The 26,082-nt window shown below is 51.1% G+C and carries 14 protein-coding genes; 4 read left to right on the top strand and 10 right to left on the bottom strand.

Annotated elements, in window-relative coordinates:
* Nucleotides 1–268: 268 nt before the first annotated feature.
* Both NSS79_RS02355 and ssuE read right to left on the bottom strand, forming a co-directional pair.
* Nucleotides 269–1,150, bottom strand: coding sequence for a copper amine oxidase N-terminal domain-containing protein (locus NSS79_RS02355; protein WP_342438127.1), 882 nt, complete (start codon nucleotides 1,148–1,150; stop codon nucleotides 269–271).
* Nucleotides 1,151–1,414: 264 nt separating this feature from the next.
* Nucleotides 1,415–1,969 (bottom strand): NADPH-dependent FMN reductase, encoded by a 555-nt coding sequence (gene ssuE / locus NSS79_RS02350; RefSeq protein ID WP_342438126.1) that lies wholly within the window; start codon nucleotides 1,967–1,969, stop codon nucleotides 1,415–1,417.
* 406 nt (nucleotides 1,970–2,375) lie between these two features.
* Here ssuE and serS point away from each other — a divergent pair, with 406 nt between their 5' ends.
* From serS to NSS79_RS02330, 4 genes are all read left to right on the top strand, one after another.
* Nucleotides 2,376–3,671 (top strand): serine--tRNA ligase, encoded by a 1,296-nt coding sequence (serS, locus tag NSS79_RS02345; RefSeq protein ID WP_342438125.1) that lies wholly within the window; start codon nucleotides 2,376–2,378, stop codon nucleotides 3,669–3,671.
* Between the two features lie 353 nt (nucleotides 3,672–4,024).
* The gene (locus NSS79_RS02340; protein ID WP_342438124.1) at nucleotides 4,025–11,131 is read left to right on the top strand and encodes a 5'-nucleotidase C-terminal domain-containing protein; all 7,107 of its coding nucleotides are present in this window, start codon (nucleotides 4,025–4,027) and stop codon (nucleotides 11,129–11,131) included.
* A gap of 200 nt (nucleotides 11,132–11,331) precedes the next feature.
* A complete protein-coding gene (locus NSS79_RS02335) occupies nucleotides 11,332–12,234 on the top strand; it encodes a winged helix-turn-helix domain-containing protein (RefSeq protein ID WP_342438123.1) in 903 nt (300 codons plus the stop codon).
* Nucleotides 12,235–12,288: 54 nt separating this feature from the next.
* Nucleotides 12,289–13,563 carry an MFS transporter gene (locus tag NSS79_RS02330; protein ID WP_342438122.1) on the top strand — a complete coding sequence of 425 codons (1,275 nt, stop codon included), beginning with the start codon at nucleotides 12,289–12,291 and terminating at the stop codon, nucleotides 13,561–13,563.
* Between the two features lie 137 nt (nucleotides 13,564–13,700).
* Here NSS79_RS02330 and NSS79_RS02325 read toward each other — a convergent pair whose 3' ends face one another.
* From NSS79_RS02325 to NSS79_RS02290, 8 genes are all read right to left on the bottom strand, one after another.
* Nucleotides 13,701–14,339 carry a histidine phosphatase family protein gene (locus tag NSS79_RS02325; protein ID WP_342438121.1) on the bottom strand — a complete coding sequence of 213 codons (639 nt, stop codon included), beginning with the start codon at nucleotides 14,337–14,339 and terminating at the stop codon, nucleotides 13,701–13,703.
* Between the two features lie 22 nt (nucleotides 14,340–14,361).
* On the bottom strand, nucleotides 14,362–15,198 hold the full coding sequence (locus tag NSS79_RS02320) for an AAC(3) family N-acetyltransferase (RefSeq protein ID WP_342438120.1): 837 nt from the start codon (nucleotides 15,196–15,198) through the stop codon (nucleotides 14,362–14,364).
* A gap of 18 nt (nucleotides 15,199–15,216) precedes the next feature.
* Nucleotides 15,217–16,803 carry a response regulator gene (locus tag NSS79_RS02315; RefSeq protein WP_342438119.1) on the bottom strand — a complete coding sequence of 529 codons (1,587 nt, stop codon included), beginning with the start codon at nucleotides 16,801–16,803 and terminating at the stop codon, nucleotides 15,217–15,219.
* Nucleotides 16,800–18,584 (bottom strand): histidine kinase, encoded by a 1,785-nt coding sequence (locus NSS79_RS02310; RefSeq protein WP_342438118.1) that lies wholly within the window; start codon nucleotides 18,582–18,584, stop codon nucleotides 16,800–16,802. The genes NSS79_RS02315 and NSS79_RS02310 overlap by 4 nt, the downstream gene beginning before the upstream one ends.
* A 203-nt stretch (nucleotides 18,585–18,787) precedes the next feature.
* Nucleotides 18,788–20,479, bottom strand: coding sequence for an extracellular solute-binding protein (locus tag NSS79_RS02305; RefSeq protein ID WP_342438117.1), 1,692 nt, complete (start codon nucleotides 20,477–20,479; stop codon nucleotides 18,788–18,790).
* Between the two features lie 114 nt (nucleotides 20,480–20,593).
* Nucleotides 20,594–21,484: a carbohydrate ABC transporter permease gene (locus tag NSS79_RS02300; RefSeq protein ID WP_076113869.1), complete on the bottom strand. Its 891-nt coding sequence runs from the start codon at nucleotides 21,482–21,484 to the stop codon at nucleotides 20,594–20,596.
* Between the two features lie 18 nt (nucleotides 21,485–21,502).
* Nucleotides 21,503–22,492 carry an ABC transporter permease subunit gene (locus NSS79_RS02295; RefSeq protein ID WP_342438116.1) on the bottom strand — a complete coding sequence of 330 codons (990 nt, stop codon included), beginning with the start codon at nucleotides 22,490–22,492 and terminating at the stop codon, nucleotides 21,503–21,505.
* 198 nt (nucleotides 22,493–22,690) lie between these two features.
* On the bottom strand, nucleotides 22,691–25,918 hold the full coding sequence (locus tag NSS79_RS02290; protein ID WP_342438115.1) for a cellobiose phosphorylase: 3,228 nt from the start codon (nucleotides 25,916–25,918) through the stop codon (nucleotides 22,691–22,693).
* Between the last annotated feature and the right edge of the window lie 164 nt (nucleotides 25,919–26,082).

Raw genomic sequence — 26,082 nt, 5'->3', positions numbered from 1 at the left:
CCGCGGGCTGCGTAAAACGAACGACAGGAACGTAGAGCGCCTTGACAGGGGTGCTCTAGTTATCGACGGGAGTAGCGGTCCAGCCGTGCTTATTGGATCTAAGGTGGCCGTTCTTTCCACCTTAGATCCAATAGTATGAGCCTGTTCCCCTGCTCTTTTCCTGTTGTTCTTTAGCCTACTAACTTCCTGAAGTTTACGGAATAGAAAACTTAAAACATAAAAAAGGACGTCCCTTATTGCTCAGGACGTCCAAAATAAAGTGAATAATCTATTTAATTTGATCTTTCCTTACTTCACCGAAAATAGGTACAATAATATCCGCTAATACCGTATGACCTTTGGGTAAAGCTTGCGTTACCGACTTCTCAGCCCCTATTTTACCATATGTGACACTATGATCCACACGTTCTTGCAAAAAATAATATTGCGTTTTGTCTACCGGTGGTCGTTTCCCTTTTTCTTTCGTATACTTCCCTGAATCTTCTTCTATACCTTCCCAAACTAGATGTTTAACATCATCCTTAATTTCATAATAAGTGAGTAAATTGCCTACAACAGAGTAGTATCTTAAAGCCTCCCCTTCAGGGAAAATATATTGATAATAAACACTTTCCTCGGTATTCTGAAGCGTATTTTCATCATTCGAAGGAAGGTTTACCGCGATTTTACGTGCCGCCACCAAATCCGTACCTTGATACAGCTTCTTATATGTTTCTACTTGGTCAGCACTTCGAATAATGACAGTGTTCTTCTCCGCTTTCCACTCCACCTCTGCTTTAAAGGCTTCGCTGATAAAACGCAAAGGCACAACAACACGATTCTTGTTTAATTGAGCAGGCACATCCAAAGTAAGTGTTTTTTCTCCATAAGCAGCTTCTTTTTTACCGATCGTAAGTACAAGCCTTTCTTTCACCCCAGGAGCATTGACAGTCACCGTCTTCTTGTCCGTGTTCCAGACTAAATTAAGCTTTAGCGGCTTCAATGAAGCCAAAGAAACCATAGTCCTTCCTGCGACAGAAACAGGGGGAGCCTCTGAATGTACCACCTCACTATTGATAACCAATTGAATCGACGGTGCAGCAGAAAGCGGAATAGCAAATGTTAAGAGCATGCTTAAAGTAAGCACAGATGAAAGAAAGATTTTCTTCATACCTAACTAACCTCCAATAATTTGTAATTATACTAAATTATAAACGTTTCAAATAAGAAAAGTTTATTCCCTCCAAACTCCTTAAACCAATATAAATTTTCACATGGCAAGTATTGAATATGCTGAATTCGCTAAAAATCACCCTACTACAGGAAAATATTTCAGGTCTGCGTAACTTCACCTTATACAAAAGAGCTCCTTCTATCCACCGGATAAAAGGAGCTCTTTATATTATTGTACGACAGGCGTGGCTCGCGCAGCCGGTTACTCTCCGGCCTTGCGGGCCGCCTTATGCGCAGTCTCTTCCGCCAGCTCTGCCAGTACGCTGTTCAGCCGCAGCTTGAGTTCCTCGGCCAGTTCAACTATGCCCTGATCACTCCGCACAGCCTGTGAGTCCACGGCATATACGCCGCCCAGAATATGCCGTGCGCCCAGCACGGACAATACCGGCTTCAGTGCGTAGTCTATGGTGAGCAAATGTGCCAGGCTGCCGCCCATAAAGAGCGGGAGCACGATTTTGCCGGCCAGCCCTTTTTGCGGGATCAAATCGAGGAAGGTCTTGAGCACCCCTGTATAGGAGGCTTTATACACCGGACTAACCACGATTACTGCATCTGCTTCGGCTACAAGACCATTGGCTTTGACAATCGCTTCACTTTCAAACTTGGTATGGATCAAATCCTCCGCCGGCAGCTCAGCGACATTAATGCGCTCCACCTCAAACCCGCGCCCGCGTAAATCCGCCTCTGCATATTCAATAACCGCGTTGATCCGTGATACCAGTGACGGCGTTCCGTTGATCACAACTATTTTGCCCATTTCTCCACCTCTTCCGTTCATTTCACAATATATGCAAGATGCACCTGATCTCAAGCCTGAATACTTTAAATTAGTAATAATCCTATCAAAGAGCAAGGATTAATGTCAAACAGGAATTACCCTTGCACCCCGCAGAATCATGGGATATAATAAGCGGCAATACTATATCCCGACCAGGCCAATGAACGGCATCCAACCGCGAGGCGTCTGCGACCGGAGCATTTACTTGTTCCCTAAGTTTACCGGGTTTCGCCCGTTACCGCGAAGACCAAAGAGGATTGAATTCCGCTACTGAAGCAGCTTTACAGGGATTCGGTCAACCTGGGTGGCACCGCGAGCTGACGCTCCTCGTCCCATGGATGAGGGCGTTTTTCGCATTTTTTTAAACCAAAAGGAGCGAAGCGGTATGCTGGACATGAACTGGATCAGGGAGAATGAGGAACTCGTAAGAAACACGGCAGTGTGGAAAAAGGTGGATTTCCCGCTGGATGAATTGCTGGAATGGGACGATAAGCGGCGGGTTTTGCGCCGGGACACGGAGCAGCACCGGGCGCAGCGCAATACGCTGACCAAAGAAGTGGAACAGCTGCTGCGGCAAGGTGACACCCAGGGCGGAGAAGCTGCCAAGGAGCATGTGCGGAAGATCAACGCCCTGCTCGGCAAGCTTGAAGCTGATCTGGCGGAGGCGGACCGCCGCTGCGGAGAGCTGCAGCTGCTCGCGCCGAACCCAGTATCGGGCGATACGCCTATCGGCGACGATGACAGCCAGAATGTGGAGCTGCGGCGGACCGGTGCGCTGCCGGATTTCGGCTTCGTGCCACGCGATCATGTCGAGCTCGGCGAACTGCATGATATCATCGATATACCGCGTGGCGTCAAGGCTGGCGGACCACGCAGCTATGTGCTGAAAGGCGCGGGTCTGAACCTGCATCTCGCTGTGCAGAGGCTGGCCCTGGATGTGCTGGCAGCACGCGGCTTCACGACAATGGATGTGCCGGTCATCGTCCGGCCGGAGGCGCTGGAGCGGACGGGATTTTTCCCCGGCGGCATGGATCAGACCTATGAGCTGACCGGTGAAAAACGCTGGCTGGCCGGAACCTCGGAAGTGTCGCTTGTTTCATTATATAGCGATGAGATTGTCGATCTTGCGGAGCCTATGCGGTTAGCCGGGATGTCCACCTGCTTCCGCCGCGAAGTCGGCTCAGCGGGACGCGATGTGCGCGGCCTTTACCGCGTGCATCAGTTCTCGAAGATCGAACAGGTTGTGTTATGCAGAGGCGATAACAAGGTCTCGGAGCAAATGCTGCAGGAAATTTTGGCGAATGCCGAGCATATTTTGCAGCTGCTCGAGCTGCCTTACCGGATCGTGGCCGTCTGCAGCGGTGATATGGCGCTGAAAACGCATAAGCAATACGACATCGAGACCTGGATGCCCAGCAGAGGCGCTTATGGGGAGACCCATTCGGCTTCGAACCTGCTCGATTTCCAGGCCCGCCGTTCGGGCATCCGTTACCGGGATGAGGACGGACAGCTGCAGTACTGTCACACCTTGAACAACACCGCAGTGGCTACGCCGCGGATTCTGATTCCGCTGCTCGAGAACCATCAGCAGGAGGACGGAACGATTTATATTCCAAAGGCGCTCCAGCCTTATATGGGGGGCTTAGACTCCCTCCCTGCTCCGGCACAGACAGAGAAATAGCAGAATACGATCCTGCAAATCTTTTTATCGTTTCACAAATGCCCTTGGCCTTACCACGGCCGGGGGCATTTTTACGTTCTCTTCACATAAACATAACATATAGATAACACTAACTAACTCAGAAAAAGACAGTCGCAAACCTATCATTTCATAAATTCAACACAATTCTTTGGATTGAACGAGAAAAATATCATCGTCTTTTGTGCTCTGAACCGAAATTCCCAATATTTCTATGTTATTCAAACTATGTTTAATATATATTTAATGGTAGACAACCTATCATTTAATGAACAAATGATAGAGTTAGGTTAGGTTGAGTGATTATCGTAAACGAGAGGAGAAGATTCGAACAAATGAAAATCTCAACAAGGCAAAGAAAATGGTGGTCTGCGGCACTCTCAATGCTGCTCATTACCGGTATTGCCCTGCCCGCACCACAGACCGCTTCTGCGGCCGGGGATAACAGCTCACCCGTAATCTCTCAGGTATATGGCGGCGGAGGAAACTCCGGAGCCAAGTACAAAAATGACTTCATTGAGCTTTATAATCCGACCGATACAGCTGTCGATCTGACTGGCTGGAAGGTTAGATATGCCAGCAGTGCCGGATCATTCGGCGCCAACAACATCCCTCTCGCCGGTACCCTTCCAGCCAACGGTTACTATTTGATCATGGGCGCAGGAGGAAATACTGGAGATGCCTTGCCTACCCCCGATCTCATCCCTTCTTCGCTTATCAATCTGAGTGCCACCAACGGTAAAGTCGATTTATTGGACGGTACCGATACCCAGGTTGACCTTATTGGATACGGCACTGCTAACTTTTTTGAGGGTACAGCGGCGGCTCCTGCCCTGACCAACGCAACCGCAGCAACACGCCAACAGTCCCTTGTATTGCCGTCAGGCAACCGCGGATTAGATACTAACCAGAACTCTACCGACTTTATTACTACACAAGCACCAGATCCGCGCAGTTCCGGTTCCGGGGTAGTCGACCCCAAATCTCCGGCCGTTGCCGCATCCATCGCTTCCGGCCTGCTCGTGGGCAAGGGAACTGAACTTGCCCTTACTACTAGCAGTGTAACCGCAAGCGTATACTACAGTGTATATGCAAATGGCAGCACTGACGCCTTAGCAGATTACGCATGGTATAATGCCCCGATTGTTCTGCAGGATGACAGTATCCTGATCAAAGCTTTCTCTAAAGAAGAAGGCAAACCCGACAGCGATATTTCACAGTTTAACTATACAACGAAAGACGCAGTGAGCGGACTGACGATTCCCCAGATCCAGGGCACTGTCCAATCCTCTACTTATACTGGTCAATTGGTGAATGGCGTGCCGGGCATTGTGACTTACACAAGCGGCAGCACCTTCTATATCCAGAACCCGACGCCAGACAGCGATGTCCGCACTTCCGAGGCGATCATGGTCTACCTTCCCGGGAACAAGGTGAAGGTTGGTGATTCCGTGCTCGTGGACGGAACGGTCAAGGAATATAAGGAAGGCGGATATGATGGTGCCTCCGATCTGCTAACTACGGAAATTGCCGCAGCTCAGGCAAAAGTCATATCTTCCGGAAATGCTCTTCCCGCTGCTACCGTTCTTGGCACCGGTGGCCGCGCTATTCCCACTGCTGTCATTTCGGCCGGTTTGACCAAAGAGCTTGAACCTGCCAAATATGCGCTCGACTTCTACGAGAGCCTTGAAGGCATGCGCGTTCAGCTCAATACCCCAAAGATTATCGGACCTTATGATTATGAAATTCCGGTTACCGTAAACAACGGTACCAGCACGACAGAAGTCAGCTCTCCGGCGGGCGGTCTGGTCCTTACAGGAGCGGACTATAATCCCCAGCGGATTCTGATTGCCAAGAAACCAGGCAGCCCGGTCAAAACAGGGCAGGTTTTTGCCGGCAACATCACTGGTATTCTCGGCTATGATTACGGAAACTTCAAAGTACGTCCGGATGCCGAACTGCCTGCGGTAAACCCGGGAACCTCCAAGGAACGGGAAACTACCGCTTTGACAGCCGAAGTGGACAAATTGACGGTCGCTTCATTTAATGTGGAGAATTTCTCCAAATCCAACTCCTCCACTAAAATTAACAATGTGGCTAAATCCATTGTAAGCAATTTGAAAACACCGGATATCATCGGCCTGCTGGAAATCCAGGACAACGACGGTGCCGCGGACAGCGGCAATGTCGATGCAGCTGAGAGCTACAAAGCGCTGATCGACGCCATCACAGCACAAGGCGGTCCAGTCTATGCTTATACGGACATCTCCCCTGCAAACAACATGGATGGCGGTGCACCAGGCGCTAACATCCGTGCCGGATTTATTTACAACACTGCACGCGTTAAACTGGCTGGATCAGCCAGCAAAGGTGACGCAACAACAGCAGTTGCTTACACTAAAGACGGCGGACTCAGCCTGAATCCGGGCCGGATTGATCCAACCCACTCCGCATTCAAGAGTTCCCGCAAGCCGCTTGCGGCCGAATTTATGTTTAACAATGAAAAAGTTATGGTTATCGCTAATCACTTCAATTCCAAAACAGGCGATACTGGCCTTTATGGCGGCACACAGCCTCCGGTTAAGGCAAGTGAAACCCAACGGGCGGAAATCGCCAACGTGGTAAATGGCTTCGTGTCAGATGTCCTGACCAAGAATCCGGATGCCAATATCGTCGTTCTTGGCGATCTGAATGACTTCCAGTTCTCGAATACACTAAAGGTCCTGAAGGGCAGCGCATTGACCAATCTGATCGACACCCTGCCTCTGGGAGAGCGCTACTCCTATATTTATGAGGGCAATTCCCAAACGCTGGATCACATGCTGGTCAACAATAAGCTGGCCTCCAGATCCACACTCGACATCGTGCACATCAATGCCGACTTCCAGGAAGAAGAAGGACGGGTAAGCGACCATGACCCGCTGCTGACTCAAATTGACTTCGGTATCGACACTTTCAACCTGCGTGTGCTACACACAAATGATACGCACAGCCACCTGGAGAATGTAACCAGACGCACGTCGGCGATTAGCAGCGAACGAACAGGCAACACGGTGCTGCTGGATGCAGGGGACGTGTTCTCCGGCACCTTATATTTCACCCAGTTCAAGGGGCAGGCAGATATCAAGTTCATGAACAACATCGGCTATGACGCGATGACATTCGGCAACCATGAGTTCGACCTGAACAAGGATCAGCCGGAAGTGCTGAAGGACTTCGTGACGGCAGCCAAATTCCCGTTCGCCAGCTCCAACATCGATTTCACTACGAAGAAAAGTGAACTCGCGGAGCTCTATCACAATACGATCGGAACGCTGGAAACCGACGAGTCCCTGAGCACGGCCAAGGATGGCAACATTTATCCTGCGGTCATCAAGGATATTTACGGCGAGAAAATCGGTATTTTTGGCCTAACAACCGAGGACACCGTTGGACTGGCATCGCCAGGTGATAAAATCAGCTTCAAGAACCATGTGGAAAGCGCCAAAAACACAGTTAAAATGCTGGAGGACCAGGGAATTAACAAGATCATCGCCGTTACCCATCTGGGTTACACTGTGGATCAGGAACTGGCGAAGGCTGTTCCCGGAATTGACATTATCGTTGGCGGACATTCGCATACGAAGGTGGATAATCCTCCTACGCCAATTGTTAATGCCGGAACCGGCAAGAATGTACTGATCGTGCAGACCGGTGAATACAGCCAATTCCTCGGCGAATTGGACGTAACCTTTGATAAAGACGGTGAAATTCTCGCCTACAACGGCAAACTGCTGGATGTTAATCTATTCGGCGAGGATGCTGCAGCCAAAGCTTTGCTTGCTCCTTACGACGCTGAATTGGCAGCTGTCCGCAGCGAAGTCGTAGGCTCGACTGACGTCGACCTCTACACCAACCGCACCATCGACGGTAAGTCTGTACGTGTTGTGCGTCAGGAAGAAACACCGATCGGCAACATGATTGCCGACAGTATCGCGGAAAAAGTCAAAGAGCTTATGCCGAATTTTGTACCGGAAAGCGACCTTGCTTCCATTAAGGGCGTTGTGGCCATCCAGAATGGCGGCGGCATCCGTGCAGCCATCGACAAAGGCGACATCACGATGGGCGAAGTGCTGACCACACTGCCTTTCGCCAACAGCCTTGCTGCGCTCAAGGTAACGGGCTCGGAAATCATCTCCTCACTGGAGAACTCGGTCAGCGGCCTGAGCTCCGACCAAGGACGTTTTGCTCAGGTTTCCGGCATGAAATACACGTATGATTCCACGAAAACACCTGAAATTGTGGATTCCATAACAGGCAAAGTAACACAAACCGGGGAACGTATCGTATCCGTCGATATCCTGCAGGCTGACGGCTCCTACGCACCGGTTGATCCGAGCGCTTACTATCTTCTGTCCACGAACTCCTTCATGGCAGGCGGCGGAGACTTCTATCGTGCCCTGGCTGCTGCCAAGGCAGACGGACGTTATTATGAGCTTGGTCTTCCGGATTTCGAAGTTCTCTTGTCCTATTTGAACAAGCATAAACCGGTCAATGTCGAAGTCGAGGGCCGTATCACGGACCTGAAGGGAACTCCGTCACCGGACGAAGACTTCTCTTTGCGCATTCTGCACACCAACGATACGCACAGCCATCTGGAAACTGTAGTTAAACGGATGACAGCGATCAAGCAAGAACGGACCGGGAACTCCATCCTGCTTGATGCAGGGGATGTATTCTCCGGCACACTGTATTTTACGAAATTCGAAGGACTGGCCGATCTTGAATTCATGAACTATATCGGTTATGACGCTATGACCTTCGGAAATCATGAGTTTGATAAAGGACTGCCTGCATTAAGAACGTTTATTAATGAGGCCAAGTTCCCGTTCATCAGCTCAAATATCGACTTCACAAGCAAAGATAACGAGCTGAAGGATATTTTTGTAAATCAAACTGGCGGCACCACTGCCACACCAGCACTGGACGGCCACATTTATCCTTCGGTCATTAAGGATGTGTATGGTGAAAAAATCGGCATATTCGGACTCACCACTGAGGACACCGTGGGCTTGTCTTCACCAGGTGACAAGATTGCCTTTAAAGATTACAAAACAAGCGCAGAGAACACAGTGAAAGCACTGAAGGAACAAGGCATCAACAAAATCATTGCTGTCTCCCATCTGGGGTACAACATGGATCAGCAATTGGCTGTTCAGGTGCCGGGCATCGACGTAATTGTCGGCGGGCACACCCATACCAAGCTGGACGCTCCTGTAATCTTCAATAAAGACGGCGAACCGACACTGGTTGTACAGACCGGGGAGTATGGCCAGAACCTCGGCGAACTGGATGTTGAATTCGACGACAACGGCGTTATTACCAACTACACGGGCAAGCTGCTGGACGTAAGCAAGTTCGCCGATGATACGGCCGCTAAGGAAATGCTGGCCAAATATGACGCGCAGCTTGCGGAAATCCGCCAGACCCTTGTCGGCAAAACCGATGTGCCTCTGGTCTATGAACGACTTGTCGACGGAAAAACAACCCGTGTTGTACGCAAGGAAGAAACCAATCTGGGCAATCTCATTGCCGACGGCATTAACGCCAAAGCCAAGGAATTGGTAAGCAAGCTGATTTCTGCCGAAGATCTATCCACGATTAAAGGCTTTGTCGCTATTCAAAATGGCGGCGGCATCCGTGCCGGCATTGATCAGGGAGACATTACACTCGGTGAAGTGCTGACTGTAATGCCGTTCTCCAACAGTCTGGTGGCTCTCAAGGTAACCGGCCAAGAGATTATTGATTCTCTGGAGAACAGTGTCAGCGGACTTGAAACCGACCAAGGACGGTTCGCACAGGTTTCGGGTATGCGCTATACCTACGACTCCACCAAACCGGCAGAAAAAATCAATGCAACTACAAACGTTCTGGAGCAGGAAGGAGCGCGCATAGTTTCGGTTGATATTAAACAAGCCGATGGCAGCTACGTTGCCATTGACCCTGCAGCTTACTATATCCTGTCCACGAACTCCTTCATGGCAGGCGGCGGAGATTTCTACCGCTCACTGGCTACAGCTAAGGCAGACGGCCGGTTCTATGAGCTGTACCTCCCGGATTATGAGGTCTTTACCGACTATCTGAAAAAATCCGGCACTGTAAACCCTGCTACGGAAGGCCGTATTACCGATCTGAAAGGATCGACGCCAACAACACCACCTTCCACTGGTGGCGGATCGCTGCCAACGCCGACACCGGCACCTAGTGCAACACCGGCACCGTCAGCAGCACCACAGGTGACTACAATTACAGCAGCTGATCTGACCGGCAAATTGGCATCACTGCCTAGCGGCAGCAATGAGCTCGTCATTCCGGTTACCGCCACAGCAGGCGGAGTACAGGTTATACTGCCAGGCAGCGTGCTGGTCAAGCAGGTCGCAACCAACCCTGCGACAGTTCTTACGTTCACTTCACAGGGAGCTTCCTACTCGCTTCCGTTAAGTGTCCTGAACGGAACAGCACTGGCTGCGCAGCTTGGCACCACCGACTTTACGATTACAGTTTCCATGCTACTGGCAAGTCCGGCAACACTCAGCAGCGTGAATCAGGCGCTGGCTTCCCAAGCCGGTTCCGTCACTCTGGCGGCTCCGGTCATTGAATTCAGCATTACCGCACAAGCGGGAACTAACAGCGTGCCGCTCAACAGCTTCGGAAGCACTTATGTGAAGCGGAGTATCACTGCTCCAGGGAAACTGAACTCCGAGAGTGCAACAGCGGTATCCTTTGATCCGGCAACGGGCAAAATTTCCTTCGTGCCTTCTCTCTTTACAACAAAGGCTGACGGAACTACCGATGTCACCATTAAACGGAACAGCAACAGCTATTACACGGTTGTGAAATCAGCCAAAACATTCGGAGACATCACGGGGCACTGGGCCAAGTCGGCCATTGATCTCTTGGCCTCCAAGCTGATCATTACCGGAACCAGCAATACGGCGTTCTCCCCTGCCCAGAAGGTGACACGGGCGGAATTTGCGGCACTGATCACACGCTCCCTTGGCCTTGCGACTACAAGCAGCGGAGCAGCCTTCAGTGATGTCAGTGCAAACGCATGGTATGCCGATGCCATTCACACGGCAGCCGCAGCGGGCCTGATCACGGGCTACACAGACGGCAGCTTTAAACCGAACAGTCCAATTACCCGTCAGGAAATGGCCTCCATTCTGTCAAAGGCGATGAAGTACACCGGGGCAACCTTAACTGCCGATCCGGCCCGGCTTGCGAAATTCAGCGATGCCGCCGACATTGCCGCATGGTCGCAAAGTGCGGTAGAGGAAATTGCAGCAGCAGGCATCATCCAGGGCAGAGCGGACGGCTCATTCGCTCCACAAATGTCTGCTACCCGCGCGGAAGCAGTTACCATGCTGGAGAAGACTCTGAAGTCCCTTCAGTTCATCAACTAAGCTAAGACAACTTTTACAGCAGCATAAAAAGGCGGTTCCAAAGGCGCAAATGGCGTCCGGCGGAACCGCCTTTTTTTATTTTTCCTTTATATTGAAATTATTATTTAGTTCGCATATAATAAAACAAATATATAGTTCTATATTTATAGAACAATTATCTTGCCACACACATTTACAGAAGGAAATGAGGAACCCCAACAATGTACAAAGTAGAAGTCGACTTTGCGCCCATGTATGAATGTATCGCCAGCCTGAACGCTTTTCTCTGGAAGCAGAATCATAATGCCATGGATGGAGGAAAGCTCTGGGTCCGTGAGGTCCAGGCCAGATTTGCACCGGTGCAGCTCCAGAGAATGCGGGAGATTATTACCCTTGTCGAGGATTTCAGTTTGGCGCCGTATATTTGGAGTTGTCCGGGGGACCGTTCGGTCAGCGGCTTTATGCACTGGTTCGAGGATCTGTCTGCGGGTGAGCTGTTTGAGATTGCCGGACGCTTCGGACAATCCGTCCCGTCCAATCTTGATGAGCTGCGGAACTTCACCTCTGAAATTCTGCGTGCCTGGGATGCAGGTTATTTCAGTGGAATCAATCCCGAAATCCTTGAAGGGTTAGGCCGGGAGGCTGAAGCCAGACGGGCGATGCTGAACGGCGGGAATGATATGGAGGTCTTCGAACAGGCAACCGAGGGCATGCGGCTGTATCCTGCCGAGCAGCTGAAGCAGGTGATTATTATTCCGCAATATCATCCCCGGCCTCTGGTTACTTCCGCTATGTACGATGAATTTGTATTTACCAGCTACTCCTGTGATGTTCTTCCTCCGGAAGAAGGACGTCCGGCTCCCGCACTGCTCCGGCTTACCCGGGCGCTGTCCGATGAGACGCGGCTGTACATTCTCCGCCTGCTTGCAGGCAAACAGCTGAACTTCACCGAGATCGTCAAGCAGGTCGGCCTGTCCAAAAGCACGATTCATTATCATCTTATCGCTCTGCGCGCAGCTGGTCTCGTCATTGTCCACTCCAGCGGAAAAAGCGTATCGTACAGTCTGCGCCTTGAAGCACTGGACAATCTGCCTCATCAGATCGGGGCCTACCTGGAGAGCTGATGCAGTGATTGGAACTGATCTAGTAAGGTTTGCCTTGAAAGGGGAGTACATCCTGTGAAAAAACGCAGCTATTATGGTTTGCTGTCCACCATATCTTTGAGCGCCTTCGGGGATGCTTTTGGCCTGCTGGCCATGGAATGGCTGGTCTACGAGCTGACCGGCTCCAAGCTGGCTATGGGGGCACTGGCCCTCAGCTCCGGCATTCCGGAGCTGCTTCTGCGCCTGCTGGGCTCGCCGCTGTCCGACCGGCTGCACCGCGTGCGCTTCATGGCCTGCCTGGCGGCTATCCGCCTGCTGGCGATTGCGCTGCCGCTGGGCATGGGCCTGGCCGGGAAGCTGGAGCTCTGGCATCTCTTCGCCGCCGCCAGCCTCAGCGGGGCCTGCGCCGCGCTGTTCATGCCGACGGCCATGGCAGTGATTCCCGGCGTCGCCGACAGCCGGAAGCTGGTGCGCGCCTTCGCCATTATCGACGGCTGCAAGGGCGCAGCCGTGCTGCTGGGTCCGGCGCTGGCCGGTGTATTGACCGCCGCCAGCGGTGCCCTGCCGGCGCTTGGCATCAACGCGGTTTGTTATACCGCTGCTATAGCCACCCTGCTGTGCCTGCCGAAGATGCCGAAGCCATCGCCGCGCTCCGGCACCTTCTCCATACCGGCTTATATGCGGGAGATTGCCGAAGGCTTCACCTTCTACAAGCAGTTTCCGGCGATGTTGACCATTATGATGATGGCCTCCATCAGCAACTTAAGCTCCGTTGCCGTCTGGACTATGATGGTTCCCTATGTACGCGAGGTACTCCACCGTGACGCGGCGGCTATGGGTACACTAACAACAGCTTCCGCACTTGGAACCTTAACCGGACTCGGCATAATTTCCCTGCTGGGTGAAATCAAACGAAGACGTTTCGTGATGCTGGGCAGCCTGGGAGCCATCGGGCTCTCCACTGCGCTATGGGGCCTGATTCCGAGCTTTCCGTTTGCGCTCGCTGCCGTATTCGCCGCTGGAGCCCTGGGCCCCTTCTTCGGCTCGTTAAGCTCCTCCCTGCATGGCCGGCTGGTTCCCGGCAACCTGCAGGGCCGGGTCAACTCGATCCGCTTCCTGATCGGCGGCAGCCTGCAGCCCTTTGGCGCTTTTGCAGGCGGAGCCGTCGCCGAGCTTTACGGCGTGCCAGCACTGTTCCTGGCCGCCGGGCTGCTTCCTCTCCTTTGCGCCGGACTGGCGCTGCTGCTCCCGGGCCTGAAGGCGCTGGACGGCGACCTGTCCGCACTTGAAGCTAAGACCCGGCAGAGCGGCGGGACCTTTGTAGCACAAAACGCAATCGCCGAACAGTGACGAACAGATATTTCAATATATTCAGGTCAACATTCAGATCAGCCCACCGGAAACAGGCGATGCCGGATTCCCGGATCATCGCCTGTTGGCCGCTTCTATTCGATTAATAATCTACGGGAACACAAATCACGAATCAGCTAGGATTCCATTCCGGCTTCGCTTGTTTCATAATGGCTCGTATCTCCATGCAGCACAATTTCCGGCACACCGTCCGTAATATCAATTCTGCACAGGCAGGTCGGATAAATATAGGGCAGATCCCATAGCTGCTTCATTGCCCTGCCTTCAAAATGGGCCATCAGCACCTTAATCACTACAGTATGCGTAACAATGAGTACAGTCTGCCCTTCATGCTTGTCCACAATCTCCAGAAGCTTCCGCAGTGCCCGTTCCTGCACCTCCCGGAACGTCTCGCTGCCTTCAACAGAGAATTTCTCCGGGTCTTTCCAGAAATGATGATGCTGCTCCGGATGAGCAAGCTCAATTTCCGCAGACTCGCAGCCTTCCCACACGCCCATTCGGATCTCCTTGAATTCATCGCAGGCGATTACCGGGACCGTCCGTTCTCCGCGGATAATCTCTGCCGTCCGCAGGGTCCGCTCACTGGAGCTTGCGTAGACGGCATCAAGCTGTACCTTGTTTAATCCACGGTTCAACCATTCCGCCTGCTGCACGCCAAGCGGCGTAAGCGGCGAATCCTGATGTCCCTGCATCCGCTGCTGGACATTCCACTCCGTCTGTCCATGCCGCGTGAGATATATTGTTGTCGTCCCCATGTTCGCTTCTCCTTTTCCTGGCTCAGATTGTTCGTGCTTCATTCATTCCGGCGGAAAGATTCCGCTTCTTCTCCAGCCACTTCACCGCATAATCAACAATCTCCTGCTGCGGAATCAGCTGAGCTGCCGAGGCGGCAATCATACCATATGTAATGCGCCCCGTAACTTGGCCAAATTCCTCGCCAAGCGCTGCGAAGTCATCCGAATCCCAGTTGAAATCTCTGAATTCCACCCATTGTCTGGTTCCGTCCACCCTCATTGGCGCTCCGGCGGTGACCTCCTGCTTCCCGGCATAACTGGCCCGGTGTTCGGCCAGATGAAGTGAGGTATTGTTGACATGATCCACCCCGAGCAGCAGCACGCTTCCATTCAGATCATAGATCCGGGCGAGGGGAGAATGCTCCCCCAGGGCAAAATCCAGCGCATGGCTGTCAATAATCATATCCCGGTGTTTCCCCCATGCGGCAAAGGAATAGATCGGATGGCTGCTGCGCCTAACCCCCTTCTGCTTGCGGAAGCAGTCGGGTATGATCCCCATTCCCCTCAGCAGCGTCATGTCCGGATCATAGGCCGGCATCTGCTCCCGGATACTCTGCCACCATTCCTTGGGCACCGGCGGATTGCTCCAGCCGGCCGGATCGGTGAGATCGGAGGAATGGGTAGGCATCACGAGCGTCCCTTCCTCTCCCAGCACCTGCTCCAGGGCGAGAATAACCGCCACCGGTCCGCCGGCTACCCACTGGCCCAGCGATTTAAAGGACGAATGCAGCAGCAAAGTCATACCTTCGGTTACTCCCAGCTTCCGGAGATCTGCCGCAAGCGTCTCAACCGTAATCAAATTCCCTTGTATTTCTTCCACTTTAAACCCTCCAAACAGCTAATAGAATTCCTTGTTATCCGCACGGGAAGGCGTCCTCTCCAGCTGCTTCATCCGGAATTCCCCCGGGGAGATGCCCTCCAGTTCCTTAAATACGCGGGCAAACTGCTTGCTGTTCTCGAACCCGACAGCCTCAGACACCTCCGCCAGCTTGATGCGGTTTTCGGACAATAGTTTCTTTGCATGGCGGATGCGGACTTTTTTCAAGTATACGACAAAGCTCTCGCCGGTATAAGCCTTAAAGGCTTCACTGAAATAGGAATAGCTAAGCGAAACGTAATTACTGACCATCGCCATATTCAGCGGGCGGGAATAATGCTCCTCGATGTAAGTCAGTGCCTCTTCCATATCGGCATGTTCACTATGAGCAGTCCTAATGCCTATAATATAATCGTTTATACTGATGAGCAAATGCTCCAGTGCACGGTAATAGTCATGGAAATGGCGGTAATTGTACAAATCACCGACCGTACGATACAGCTTCAGTACCTCTACGGAGGCCTCTCCGTGTACCCGGAACACCTCATCCAGCACACGTTCATTCATACTCTGGCCCACACTCTCCAGGTAAGCCAAATCCAATTGCGGCAAATGCTCGATCTGAAAAATAACGCCCAGGAGATTCCTGATCTCCTTCTCACGGTCTGTGCCCAGCATGTTGAGCAGCTTGCGCAGTTCTTCGTCCGGTGACGGAAAGCTAAGCCGGTCGGCCTGGATATCGGTATAATCCATAAAGCTTGCCTGCGGACACAGGAAAGTATATTGCAGCGCACGGCAGGCTTCTTTGTAGCAGGTCTGGAATTCCTCCGGACTGCGGCCTGTGCTGCCTATACCAATGAGCAGCCCCTTCAGCTCCCTGGCCCCGGCTTGCCGGGACAGCTCCAGAAAACCTTCCCTGCCGCTGCCGACCAGCACCAGCTTCCCCTCCCAATCCGTCAGAATCTCGATAAATTTCTGTTCCAGCGGACCGACCAGCCGTTCGGCCATCCCCTGCACTTCCTCCGGCTTCATTCGCGCACCGTTACTGTAATAATAATTCAGTACACCAACTGTAAAAGGCAGCTCCAACCGGCCCAGTTCCTCTTGCTGTTCGGACGATGGCTGCACCTTCTGCGGCATCAGCAGTCCCTTCAAACGGGCCGAACGCAGCTCCCTGCGGAAACCCTCCGTTTCCAGCTCCAGTCTGTGGACGCCGGACTCACGCTCCTTCTTCTCCTGAACGATTTGCTCCAGAATACTGAACAGCTCATCCCGGCGGATAGGCTTTAGCAAGTAATCCTTGGCACGGTAGCGGATGGCACTTTTGGCATATTCAAAATCATCATAGCCGCTCAGGATGACAACAGCCGGGTCTTCACCCGGCGCTGCCTCCGCAGACAAGTGCTCCAGCAGTGCAATGCCATCCATGACCGGCATGCGGATATCCGTAATAATAATTTCTCTGTGTTCCTGCCTGAACAGCTCCAGCGCTTCCGCACCATTACCTGCCAGCGCAATACTATACTGCGACGGATATTCCCTTTCGATCATCGCTTGCAGGCCCTGGCGGATCATTCTTTCATCATCTACAATCAGCAGTTTCATCATGGTTGTTTATCCCCCGTCAAAAGAACTTTAGGCAGCGTCATGAAGACCGTAGTCCATTTCCCTGGCTCACTCTGCACTTCCAGCCCGTAAGCGCCGCCATAAAACAGCTGCAGCCGCTGGTGCACATTCCTTAGCCCGATTCCGCTTGCTCTAGGATTATTGGCTCCCGTACCGCTAAAGCTTGCAGCCGGCTGTTCTTCTTTGACAGCGTACACGCTCTCGTTCAAAGTGGCCAACCGCTCCGCCGTAAGCCCGATCCCATTATCATGGACAGCTATAAAGATATCGCCTTCGGATTCCGAGATATCAATACAGATAATTCTCTCCTTCATTTCCTCTTTATCTCCGGTCCAGGCATGCTTAACACTGTTCTCAACTATAGGCTGCAAAGACATCTTCAGCACCTCCAGCTCTAAATAGTGAGCTTCAATGCGAAGCTTCAAAACAATAGGATACTCGAAGCGGATATTCATCACTTCAATGTAATTTTCGATATGGCGGACTTCATCACGCAGCTTCACATACTCGCCAGACCATTTGAAATTATAACGCATCATGCCGCCGAGCGAGGTCAGTGCATCGGAGATCGTACGCTGATTCTCCATTTCAGCCAGCATTTTAATATTTTCGAGTGTATTATACAGAAAATGGGCATCGATCTGGTTGTGTAATGTACGAAGCTCAGCCTCCTTGGATAGAGCTTGCTTTTGTACGGCCTGAGCAACTAATGTATTAATCGTGCTCATCAGCTTTGAGAAATGATGCGCGAGTTCGCCCACTTCCCCCCCGCCCCGGATCGTAATCCCCGTGTATGCCTCACCTCTACGCACTTTTTTCATCGTTTCGGTCAAGCGGCGCAAGTTCTTAAGAATAAATGCATTAAGCACGTAAGCAATAACGGTCACTAATATAATAAAACCGATGTTAACGCCGATAATTAAATTCCGTGTATGTGAAATCTCCTTCATGACGCCTTCCATGGAGACTACATTAAGCAGGTGCGCATCAACCCGTTCCAGCGGAGTGTTAATAAACAGAAAAGACTTCCCGTTCTCCGTATAGTGAATATCCCAATTCCCTGTCTTATTATACGATTGCAGACGTTCCGTAATTGCTGCAGCCATCTTCCTGTTCTCTTGCAGAAAAGAGTGGTCTGGCCGCGTAAACAGCTGCATCTCCCCATCAACCAGAAACATTTGAGATTGGCTATCCTGTACAGTTGTATAAGTCTTAGGCGTAAACCGCTCCAGCAGCATGTCGACTTGAACCATCCCGATATGGTTATCCGCTGGAATACTCATTTCACGCAGCAGCGATACTTTTGGCACAAGCTTTGGTTTTTGTCCGTAATAACGCTCCAGCAGATCCCGGTCACTATTTAGAAAAGACCACGAAAACTTCCCCTTCAGCTTTTCTGCTTTCTGGTACCAAGGCTCAGAGGCTACACGGCTTTCACGGAAGATAATGGGCGAAATCTCATGAACATTACTATTCGAATACAAGCGCAAGTGTTCGATGTTCGGATTGTTAAATTGGATGCGTGTAATATTCGTAAAGACATTGGTGTTAAAATCTACTAACTCTACCAGATCCGGTTCTTCCGTATTTGCCAGATAATCCTTTACCTCCTTATCCTCATAGGCCATTTGAACCGCACGTTCCATCGCTTCGACCTGATTATTGATATGCAGCTTCTCCATCTGCAGCAGATAGCTGTTCTTGTCGATAGCATCCTTGAAGTAAGTATTGTTGATCGCCTTATACGAATAAAAGGACACCATTAAACAGGGGCCCAAAATAATAAAAATATATGCGGCGATTAAGCGGCTTTGCAGTGAACGCCTCCCCCACCAATAAAAAAATGACTCCCATATATCCCGAGTACGCTTGCCCAGTTTCACGCTGTAACGTTCACCTCACCGTTAGTACGACTACTTATTTTAAACGCCCAAAAGCCCGCGGTCAGCGGGCGTTTTGAACCTTACTATTTTATGCCGAGTTTCTTCTTGTTCTCTTCATATTTCGTTTGTTGGAAAGCCTGCACCTTTTCAAGGCCCAGATCTTTTTGTTTGTCGATGTACTCTGTCCAAATTTTGTCAAATTCCCCGTCCGAAGAAGCCATCAGCAGCTTCGGCAGTGTTTTGCTGCGCAGCTCTTTAACTTTGGCTAATATAATCCCTTCTGGAGAGTTGGCCAATGGATCAATCTGGTCAAACTCGGAGATACTGTGTGTTTTTCCCCGGGTCCAGTCTTCAAGCTGTTTGAAAGGCTCTACTGATTTAGGTGTCCATTGATCTGTAATATTGGTATTCATCAGCATCCAGAAGGTAAAAGAGGAGCCGTATTTCTTGTCGAATGCAGAACGGTCTTTATTCATCAGTTCAAATACTTCGGGTTTGAATTGATCTTTGCCATCGATGGTATCGTAGCTCACACCTTTTTCCCCTAAATAAAGGTCTTTATTGCCTTCCTCACTGTTCAGGTAGCTGAGGAACTTGATGGCACGGGCTTTATCCTTCACATCTTTGGAGATAAGGGTGACTGTCCAGCCGGAAATAGCAGGCCCGTTCAGCGTAGGCGCATCCAGGTTCGTGTTAGCCGGTCCGTCTACAGCGATATAGATTTTATTCGGATCTTGCTGATACAGTGTACCAAGCTGTGTTGCAAAGTCGGTACGTTGATACAGCATTGCGAAGTAACGTCCTTGAGCAATTTTTTCTTCCATTTGCGGACGTTTGTCGATAAAGATATCCTTGGCCAGCAGTCCGTCCTGATTAGCTTGGCGAAGTGTCTTCATCCATCTGATATATTCAGGATCTGTCTCGCGGTTGTACAGCTTGCCGTCTTTTTCTCTTGGAATAGCCAGGAAGTTCTGAATGTATTGCTCCAACGAATCGTTACCGGTTGCGGTAAACTCATGCAGACCCAGCGGAATCATCGGTTGTCCATTGATATCAGGGAATTTCTCTTTTGCAGCCTTCAGTGCGTTCAGGAATCCTTCCGGTGTGCGCATGTCTGGGCTGCCGATAGCTTCATACATATCCTTGCGGACAACAAAGGTTTGGTTGGATACATATTTATCGCCATATTTCTCGTAGTCGGCTGGAGAAGAGGAAGCATTAGGATAGCCGTAAACATTACCATCCGCTTGCGTATACCATCCTAATTTGTCTGGATCGGATACTTTGTAGAAATAAGGGTCATATTCATCAGCCAGCTTATTAAGCGGAAGCACAAGCTCGCCTTCGATCATTTTCTTAACAGCATCTTCGTTCCAGGCCAGCGTGATGAAGTCGGGCAGCTTACCGGAAGCCATAAGGGTATTCAGTTTTTCATTTTCATTACCTGCAGGAACGATGAAGTTAATATCTACACCGGTTTTTTTGGTAATATATTGGGAGGTTGGATCTACACCCCATTTATTAGGGAACCAGGCGAAATTTAGATACCAGTCAAAGGTAATCGGAGAAGTATCGGACTTCCATCCGGGTTCATCCGCAGATACGGGCGCTTTGGTCGCCTCTGCTGTTGCTGACGCATTGGCCGCTTTCCCGTTATTAGCCTTACCCTCGTTATTCTTCTCACCATTGCCGCTGGAACAGGCTGCTGTTGAAAGTGACATGATTAATGTCAGCAGCAGAAGCACCATTTTCTTTGGCTTACGTTTTATTCCCATGCTTTTTTACCCCTTTTCTGAGAATGTGTAATTATTAGCTATAACCCCAGAACCGTTGCGAAACGACTGGAGGAGTTACCTTGGTGTGCCGAAGCTTTGTTTTACAGGTCACTTTTAGCCCTTGATCGAGCCAATCATCATTCCCTTGACAAAATAACGCTGCAGGAACGGGTATACGAATACAATTGGAAGTGTAGTGACCACCATAGTCGCTAATTTAATCGACTGTGACGTTACCGTTTTGGTAAGGGCGCTGCCCTGAACGGCAACCATCATCTGGTTTGAACTGGACTGGGCCACCACACGGTACAAATAGGTCTGAATGGGCTGCATACTCTCATTGTTGATGTAAATCATCCCTGTAAAATAGTCATTCCATTGATACACACCATGGAACAACGCAATCGTAGCAAGGACGGGCATGGATACCGGCAGTATAATCCGCAGGAAAATCGACCAGTCATTGGCCCCGTCAATCCGGGCCGCCTCTTCCAATCCGTCTGGAATTTCCCTGAAGAAGGTCATCAGGATGATTAGATCATAGAAGCTGAACAACACTGGAATAATATAAACCCAGAAGTTCTCTAGTAGATGCAGATCCCGCATAAGCAGATAGCTTGGAATGAGCCCCCCCGCAAAGAAGAGAGTTACTGTACCCATCAGAATATAAATTTTGCCTCCGATCAGATCCTTGCGGGAAAGCGCATAAGCTACCATGGCTGTAAAGAATACATGGGCGACTACACCGATTGCGGTCTTAGCCACGGTAATCCACATGGCCCGCATGATGCCGGGGCTTGCGAATACCGCCTCGAAGTTCTTAAAGGTGAACATGCGCGGCCACCAGTAAATATTGCCCAGCATGGCGTCTTTGCCATCGTTAAAGGCGTTGATCAGCACGTACCAGATAGGATATAGGGTAATGAAACATATACATAACATGAAGACATTGTTGGCTAGATCGAAGATGACTTCGCCCTTTGTTTTGCGATTCAGTGCAAACATGTGCAGGTCCTCCTTGGCCTAAAACAACGATGTGTCGTTGATTTTTTTGGTTACTCGATTGGCAATCAGCAGCAGAATAAGAGCGATAACTGATTTGAACAGCCCGATAGCAGCAGAATAAGAGAAACGCGCCGAAAGTAGGCCGGTCTGGTAAACATAATAATCAATTACATTACTTCTGCTGTCATTAAGCGAATTGCGCAGGACCAGAATCTGGTCAAAGTTGGAGTTCATCACACCGCCGACCGCAAGAATAAACAGGATGCTGATCGTCGATTTGATCGATGGCAAAGTAACATACCACATCTTCTGGAACCTTCCGGCTCCGTCAATCGTCGCTGCTTCATACATCTCGGGAGATACACCGGCGATCGCTGCCAGATAGATGATAGCTGACCAGCCAAGCTCTTTCCAAATATCAGAGGTGATGATGATGGTCCAGAAATACTTGGGCTCAGCCAAGAAAGTAATGGGCTGGTCGATTAAGTGAAGCCCCATCAAGATATGGTTGATGATCCCGACATCCGCCAGCCATGTGGCGAGAATCCCGCCGAGCACTACCCAGGAAAGAAAATGCGGCAGGTAGGAAATCGTCTGAATGGTTTTCTTATACCGGATCGAACGGACTTCATTCAGAAAAAGTGCGAATATGATCGGCAAAGGAAAACCGACAAACAGCTTGATTAAACTGATTCCCAGGGTGTTTTTCATGACATTCCCAAAATTATCATCCGCTAGAAACTCCCTAAAGTGGGTAAGACCTACCCAGGGGGCCTCGGAAATCGACTTGACGATGTTGTACTCCTTGAAAGCGATGATGATGCTGTACATTGGAATATAGTTGAAAATGATCATCCAGACCACGCCGAGCAATGCCATTGTCTGCAGATGGCGCTGGGCCAGAAATCTCCTCCAGAGTGGCCGTTTGTTACCAAAACCGGTTTCGATTGCCGCAGGAATCAGCGGACGTTTCGCCGGATTTATTCCGTCGCCTCTTTTGTTCTCCATGATATGGACCTCCAAAACCAATCTATCTATATTTAAAGCGCTTACAGCTCTATGTATTTATTGTAATTGTATTCCGCTTTCCCGGAAAGGCCGCAATTTTCATATTTAGGGGCTCATTTTTCGGATAAGGACGAGATTTAAGATATTTTATACAAAAAGAGAAAGGCCTTTTCAGCCTTCCTCATTTGCACAGTCTCTTTAACCCATAACTGCACGGATCGCCACAATCTCTCCCCGGCGCAGGTCTTCAGCTTCCGCACCGCGCAGCAGCACTCCCGAAATAGGGGTAACGGTCCCGTCACGGTAGACCAGTGTAAGGTTCTGGATCACCGCCCGCTCTGCCCCAAAGGTATCGGCCCGTTTGGGGTTGTGATAGGTGACCTCCGTGCCCCCCAGGAAGGTGAACGACAGATTGCCCTGTTCATCGAACAGCCAGCCCGGCAGTGCCGGTGCAAGTGCCAGCGTCAATTCACCATCCTCTACTGTGAACACACGGCTTCCGGCCATCATCGTTCTCCACATGCTCAGGAACTCTGCGGTGGAACCGCTGAGTCTGGCTACAAATCCCCGGCCATGAGTACCCGGGTCCGGATTTCCGCCCGTAGCTATGAACGAGGAATTCTCCAGGGTGCTGCGCCCGTATACAGCCGGATCGAGGAACGGAATCAGCGAAGTCTTCATTTCACTGAAGAACTCCTCGTACAGCCCTGATTTCAGCAGCTCCAGCAAATATTTATAGGACATATGCAGGAAATTGGACTCCCGCTCCTGCCAGCCCGGAGTAAACGCCCGTATCCGCCCGATATCGTTCGACTCCTGCTCCAGCGAGACCGACGTCCGGTACATCGAAGTGACCGGATCGTATAGACCGGTATTTTTGACTCTGGTATAGATGTCCTTGGCCTGCTCCGGGCTTTCCAGCGTTTTGAGCCAGCGGGTTGGCCCCTCCAGGAAATACGGCAGGGCATAGGCCTCGAACTCTTCCACCACAGCCTTCGGCAAGCCGTAGCCGCTGATTACCGGTTTACCCGCCTCATCCGTCACCGGCTGAAAGCGCACGGCCTCGAACCGGAAATAAGTTGGAGCAAGCCCGCCGCCCATTTCTACGGCTCTATCAATGCCTTCGTTAATTTTGAGCAGGAATTTGCCAAGCGCCTCACGGATGACGGCAAGTGTGACCTCGGCCAATTCACCGGCAATTCCGAACCGGATGCTCTCCCGGTAAGCTTCACGTGCCGAAGCCACAGTATCCCAGTAGCCAAATTGGCTGGTCCCGCCAGCAAGCATAATTGTCACGGCTTGATGCACCCGCTCCAGCAGCAGCGCCATCTCCACCGGAAGCGCTACAGCTTCGGTGCCGTCCCCCCCGTTCTCCAGCGCTTCCAGTAAGAAGAGGATCATCCGTTTCAGCTCGAACGTCTCACTCATCCCTGAACCAAATAATCCGGGCAGCCCGTTCATGGCATCATTCCAGCCTGGTTTGTTGCCCTCCATTTCCACGCCCATGCCGTACGGATCAAGGGTCGCAAATTTGTTCAAGGCAAGTGAGATCATCTTCACGAACAGATTCGTGCGGTAAATCTCCCCGAACCCGCCTTCCGTGCGCAGCCAGTGGGTATCTCCGGCTTTGCGCTGCAGTCTGTGCAGCTTCTCCTCGTCCTCCAGCAGCGAACCGTACTGCCGGACCTTCCCGCCGCTCAGCACATATTTCTCGCTGCGCGGAAGCACATAAGCCGGACTGTCATAGAACGTGTAGGATTCATCCCCGAACAGAAGCTCCTGCTGTTGATCCGGGAATACATCCAGATAACCTTCGACCAGATCAAGATTGTACGTCCAGTGGTCGGACCAGAAGCCTTCGCCAAAGGCAGCCTCTATATTCTGCTGCGACAGGGCAAGCACACCGCTGAGCAATTGCTGTTCGTCTACCTTCAGCGTAACGTTGTGGTCGGCGATGTAATTGATCAGGCGGCCCGGTGTGAAGCGGCCTGCGCATAACTTCACGAGCTCCTCCCGGTGATCGGCTGCTGCTTCGGCAATCCAGCCGGTCAGCTTCTCCGCGTTCTCCGGCAGCACTTCAAAGCTGGTTCCCTGCACACTGAGCGGATTATAGCCGTCCGCCTGAATCAGGCTGTAGAACATTTTGATGTTGAAGCTGTCGACCTGCGGATGGAAAAATACATCGTTGCGCCGGTTCTGGTTCATATCGCGGAAATTCCCGTTGCCCTGGGAATAATATTCCGGTGCCAGAGAGAAGAAATTATAATCCCGCTCCATATCGCCGTGCTTGCGCGAGTATAGATGTACGACAAAGCCGTCTCCCCCGTTGTCAAAGATAAACGGATAGCCGCCGCGCAGAAAGTTGTCGAGATAGGACTGCCGGCAGTAGGCATCGAACACTGCTGAGGAGGTATGGGTGGCGATATCCGCCGTCAGCCCCTCGGTCAGGCTGGCTGCCTCCTGCGCCTTGGATGTAATATACTCCTCGCGGCAGATCTCTGCCGATTTCTGATTGATCTTCCCGATCTCGTTGACATGCCCGATGATCGTATTCAGCGTCAGCTTGCCGCCGGGAGCAAGCGTACGTGCTGTACCGCTGAAGCCGCAAGGCACCTTGTTCACCGGATATTGCGGCTGTTCCAGCAGCACTGCAAGCGGCTGTCCGGCGAAGCCGTCCGGGTAGGCAAGCGAGGTATTTCCACCAAACACAAGCTCGAAATCTACAATCGGCGCCAGCATTTCCCCCTCTGCTGTGAAGGAAAGATAGAAATGGCCGTTATTGATTTCACTGATTTCCGCATCATCATTCGTGCTGGAGCGCAGCTTGTAGAATGGAATGCCATTCTCCAGGTTGTATACATCCATCCAACTGCGCAGCAGGTTGCCCATTTCCTTGTAGCCGCTGTTCTCCACACCGTAAGGCAGAATCTCCGGCAACCCGTCCAGCAGCTCAAACTCCAGCTTCTCAGTGCCTGTATTTTCGATTTCCACCCGCCGGATAAGCGCGGCGTAATCATCATTTGGCAGGTTAAAGTAGTGTACGGTCGTCTTTAATCCATGCCCGGCATGAGCTTCCTCAATGGTTAGCCCGTTCGGCAGGATGGTCATGGTCCGCTTGGCTGCTGGATCAGGACGTGCCGACTGGAACGGCTCATAAATTTCCGGTGTATTGCCCAGCTTGATGAACGTGCGGAAGCCGGAAGACGCTACATTTTTATAAGAAATATTCGCCGGAGAAAATTCCATGATCGGCGAGTTTTTATCCCGTACCCCGAAGCTGCAGACCCCTTGGCCCCGGTTGACATAGAAGGTCCACATCGGAATTCCCTTGAGTCCCGCGAGCCCGGGCAAAAAGCTGGCAAACGGCTTGCTCTCGTGAAATTGCTCCATCACAAATTTGCCTGCATCAAAATAAGATTTGCTCATGACAAGCCCTCCTAAAAGTTTTGTGAGCTTATGCTTCCTGAATTAACTTCGTACAAAACTCACTTCGGAAGCATTTGCTTTAGTTTTGTGAGCTTATGCTTCCTGAATTAGCTTCGTACAAAACTCGCTTCGGAAGCATTTGCTTTAGTTTTGTGTGCTTATGC

It is taken from the genome of Paenibacillus sp. FSL L8-0436 (genome assembly GCF_038593025.1).
Lineage (GTDB): Bacteria > Bacillota > Bacilli > Paenibacillales > Paenibacillaceae > Paenibacillus_AQ.
This window is presented reverse-complemented; position numbering and strand designations above follow the sequence as displayed.

Coding starts and splice junctions, on each gene's coding strand:
- NSS79_RS02355 (WP_342438127.1), bottom strand. CDS start 1,150: ATGAAGAAAATCTTTCTTTCATCTGTGCTTACTTTAAGCATGCTCTTA.
- ssuE (WP_342438126.1), bottom strand. CDS start 1,969: ATGGGCAAAATAGTTGTGATCAACGGAACGCCGTCACTGGTATCACGG.
- serS (WP_342438125.1), top strand. CDS start 2,376: ATGCTGGACATGAACTGGATCAGGGAGAATGAGGAACTCGTAAGAAAC.
- NSS79_RS02340 (WP_342438124.1), top strand. CDS start 4,025: ATGAAAATCTCAACAAGGCAAAGAAAATGGTGGTCTGCGGCACTCTCA.
- NSS79_RS02335 (WP_342438123.1), top strand. CDS start 11,332: ATGTACAAAGTAGAAGTCGACTTTGCGCCCATGTATGAATGTATCGCC.
- NSS79_RS02325 (WP_342438121.1), bottom strand. CDS start 14,339: ATGGGGACGACAACAATATATCTCACGCGGCATGGACAGACGGAGTGG.
- NSS79_RS02315 (WP_342438119.1), bottom strand. CDS start 16,803: ATGATGAAACTGCTGATTGTAGATGATGAAAGAATGATCCGCCAGGGC.
- NSS79_RS02310 (WP_342438118.1), bottom strand. CDS start 18,584: ATGGTGTCCTTTTATTCGTATAAGGCGATCAACAATACTTACTTCAAG.
- NSS79_RS02305 (WP_342438117.1), bottom strand. CDS start 20,479: ATGGGAATAAAACGTAAGCCAAAGAAAATGGTGCTTCTGCTGCTGACA.
- NSS79_RS02300 (WP_076113869.1), bottom strand. CDS start 21,484: ATGTTTGCACTGAATCGCAAAACAAAGGGCGAAGTCATCTTCGATCTA.
- NSS79_RS02295 (WP_342438116.1), bottom strand. CDS start 22,492: ATGGAGAACAAAAGAGGCGACGGAATAAATCCGGCGAAACGTCCGCTG.
- NSS79_RS02290 (WP_342438115.1), bottom strand. CDS start 25,918: ATGAGCAAATCTTATTTTGATGCAGGCAAATTTGTGATGGAGCAATTT.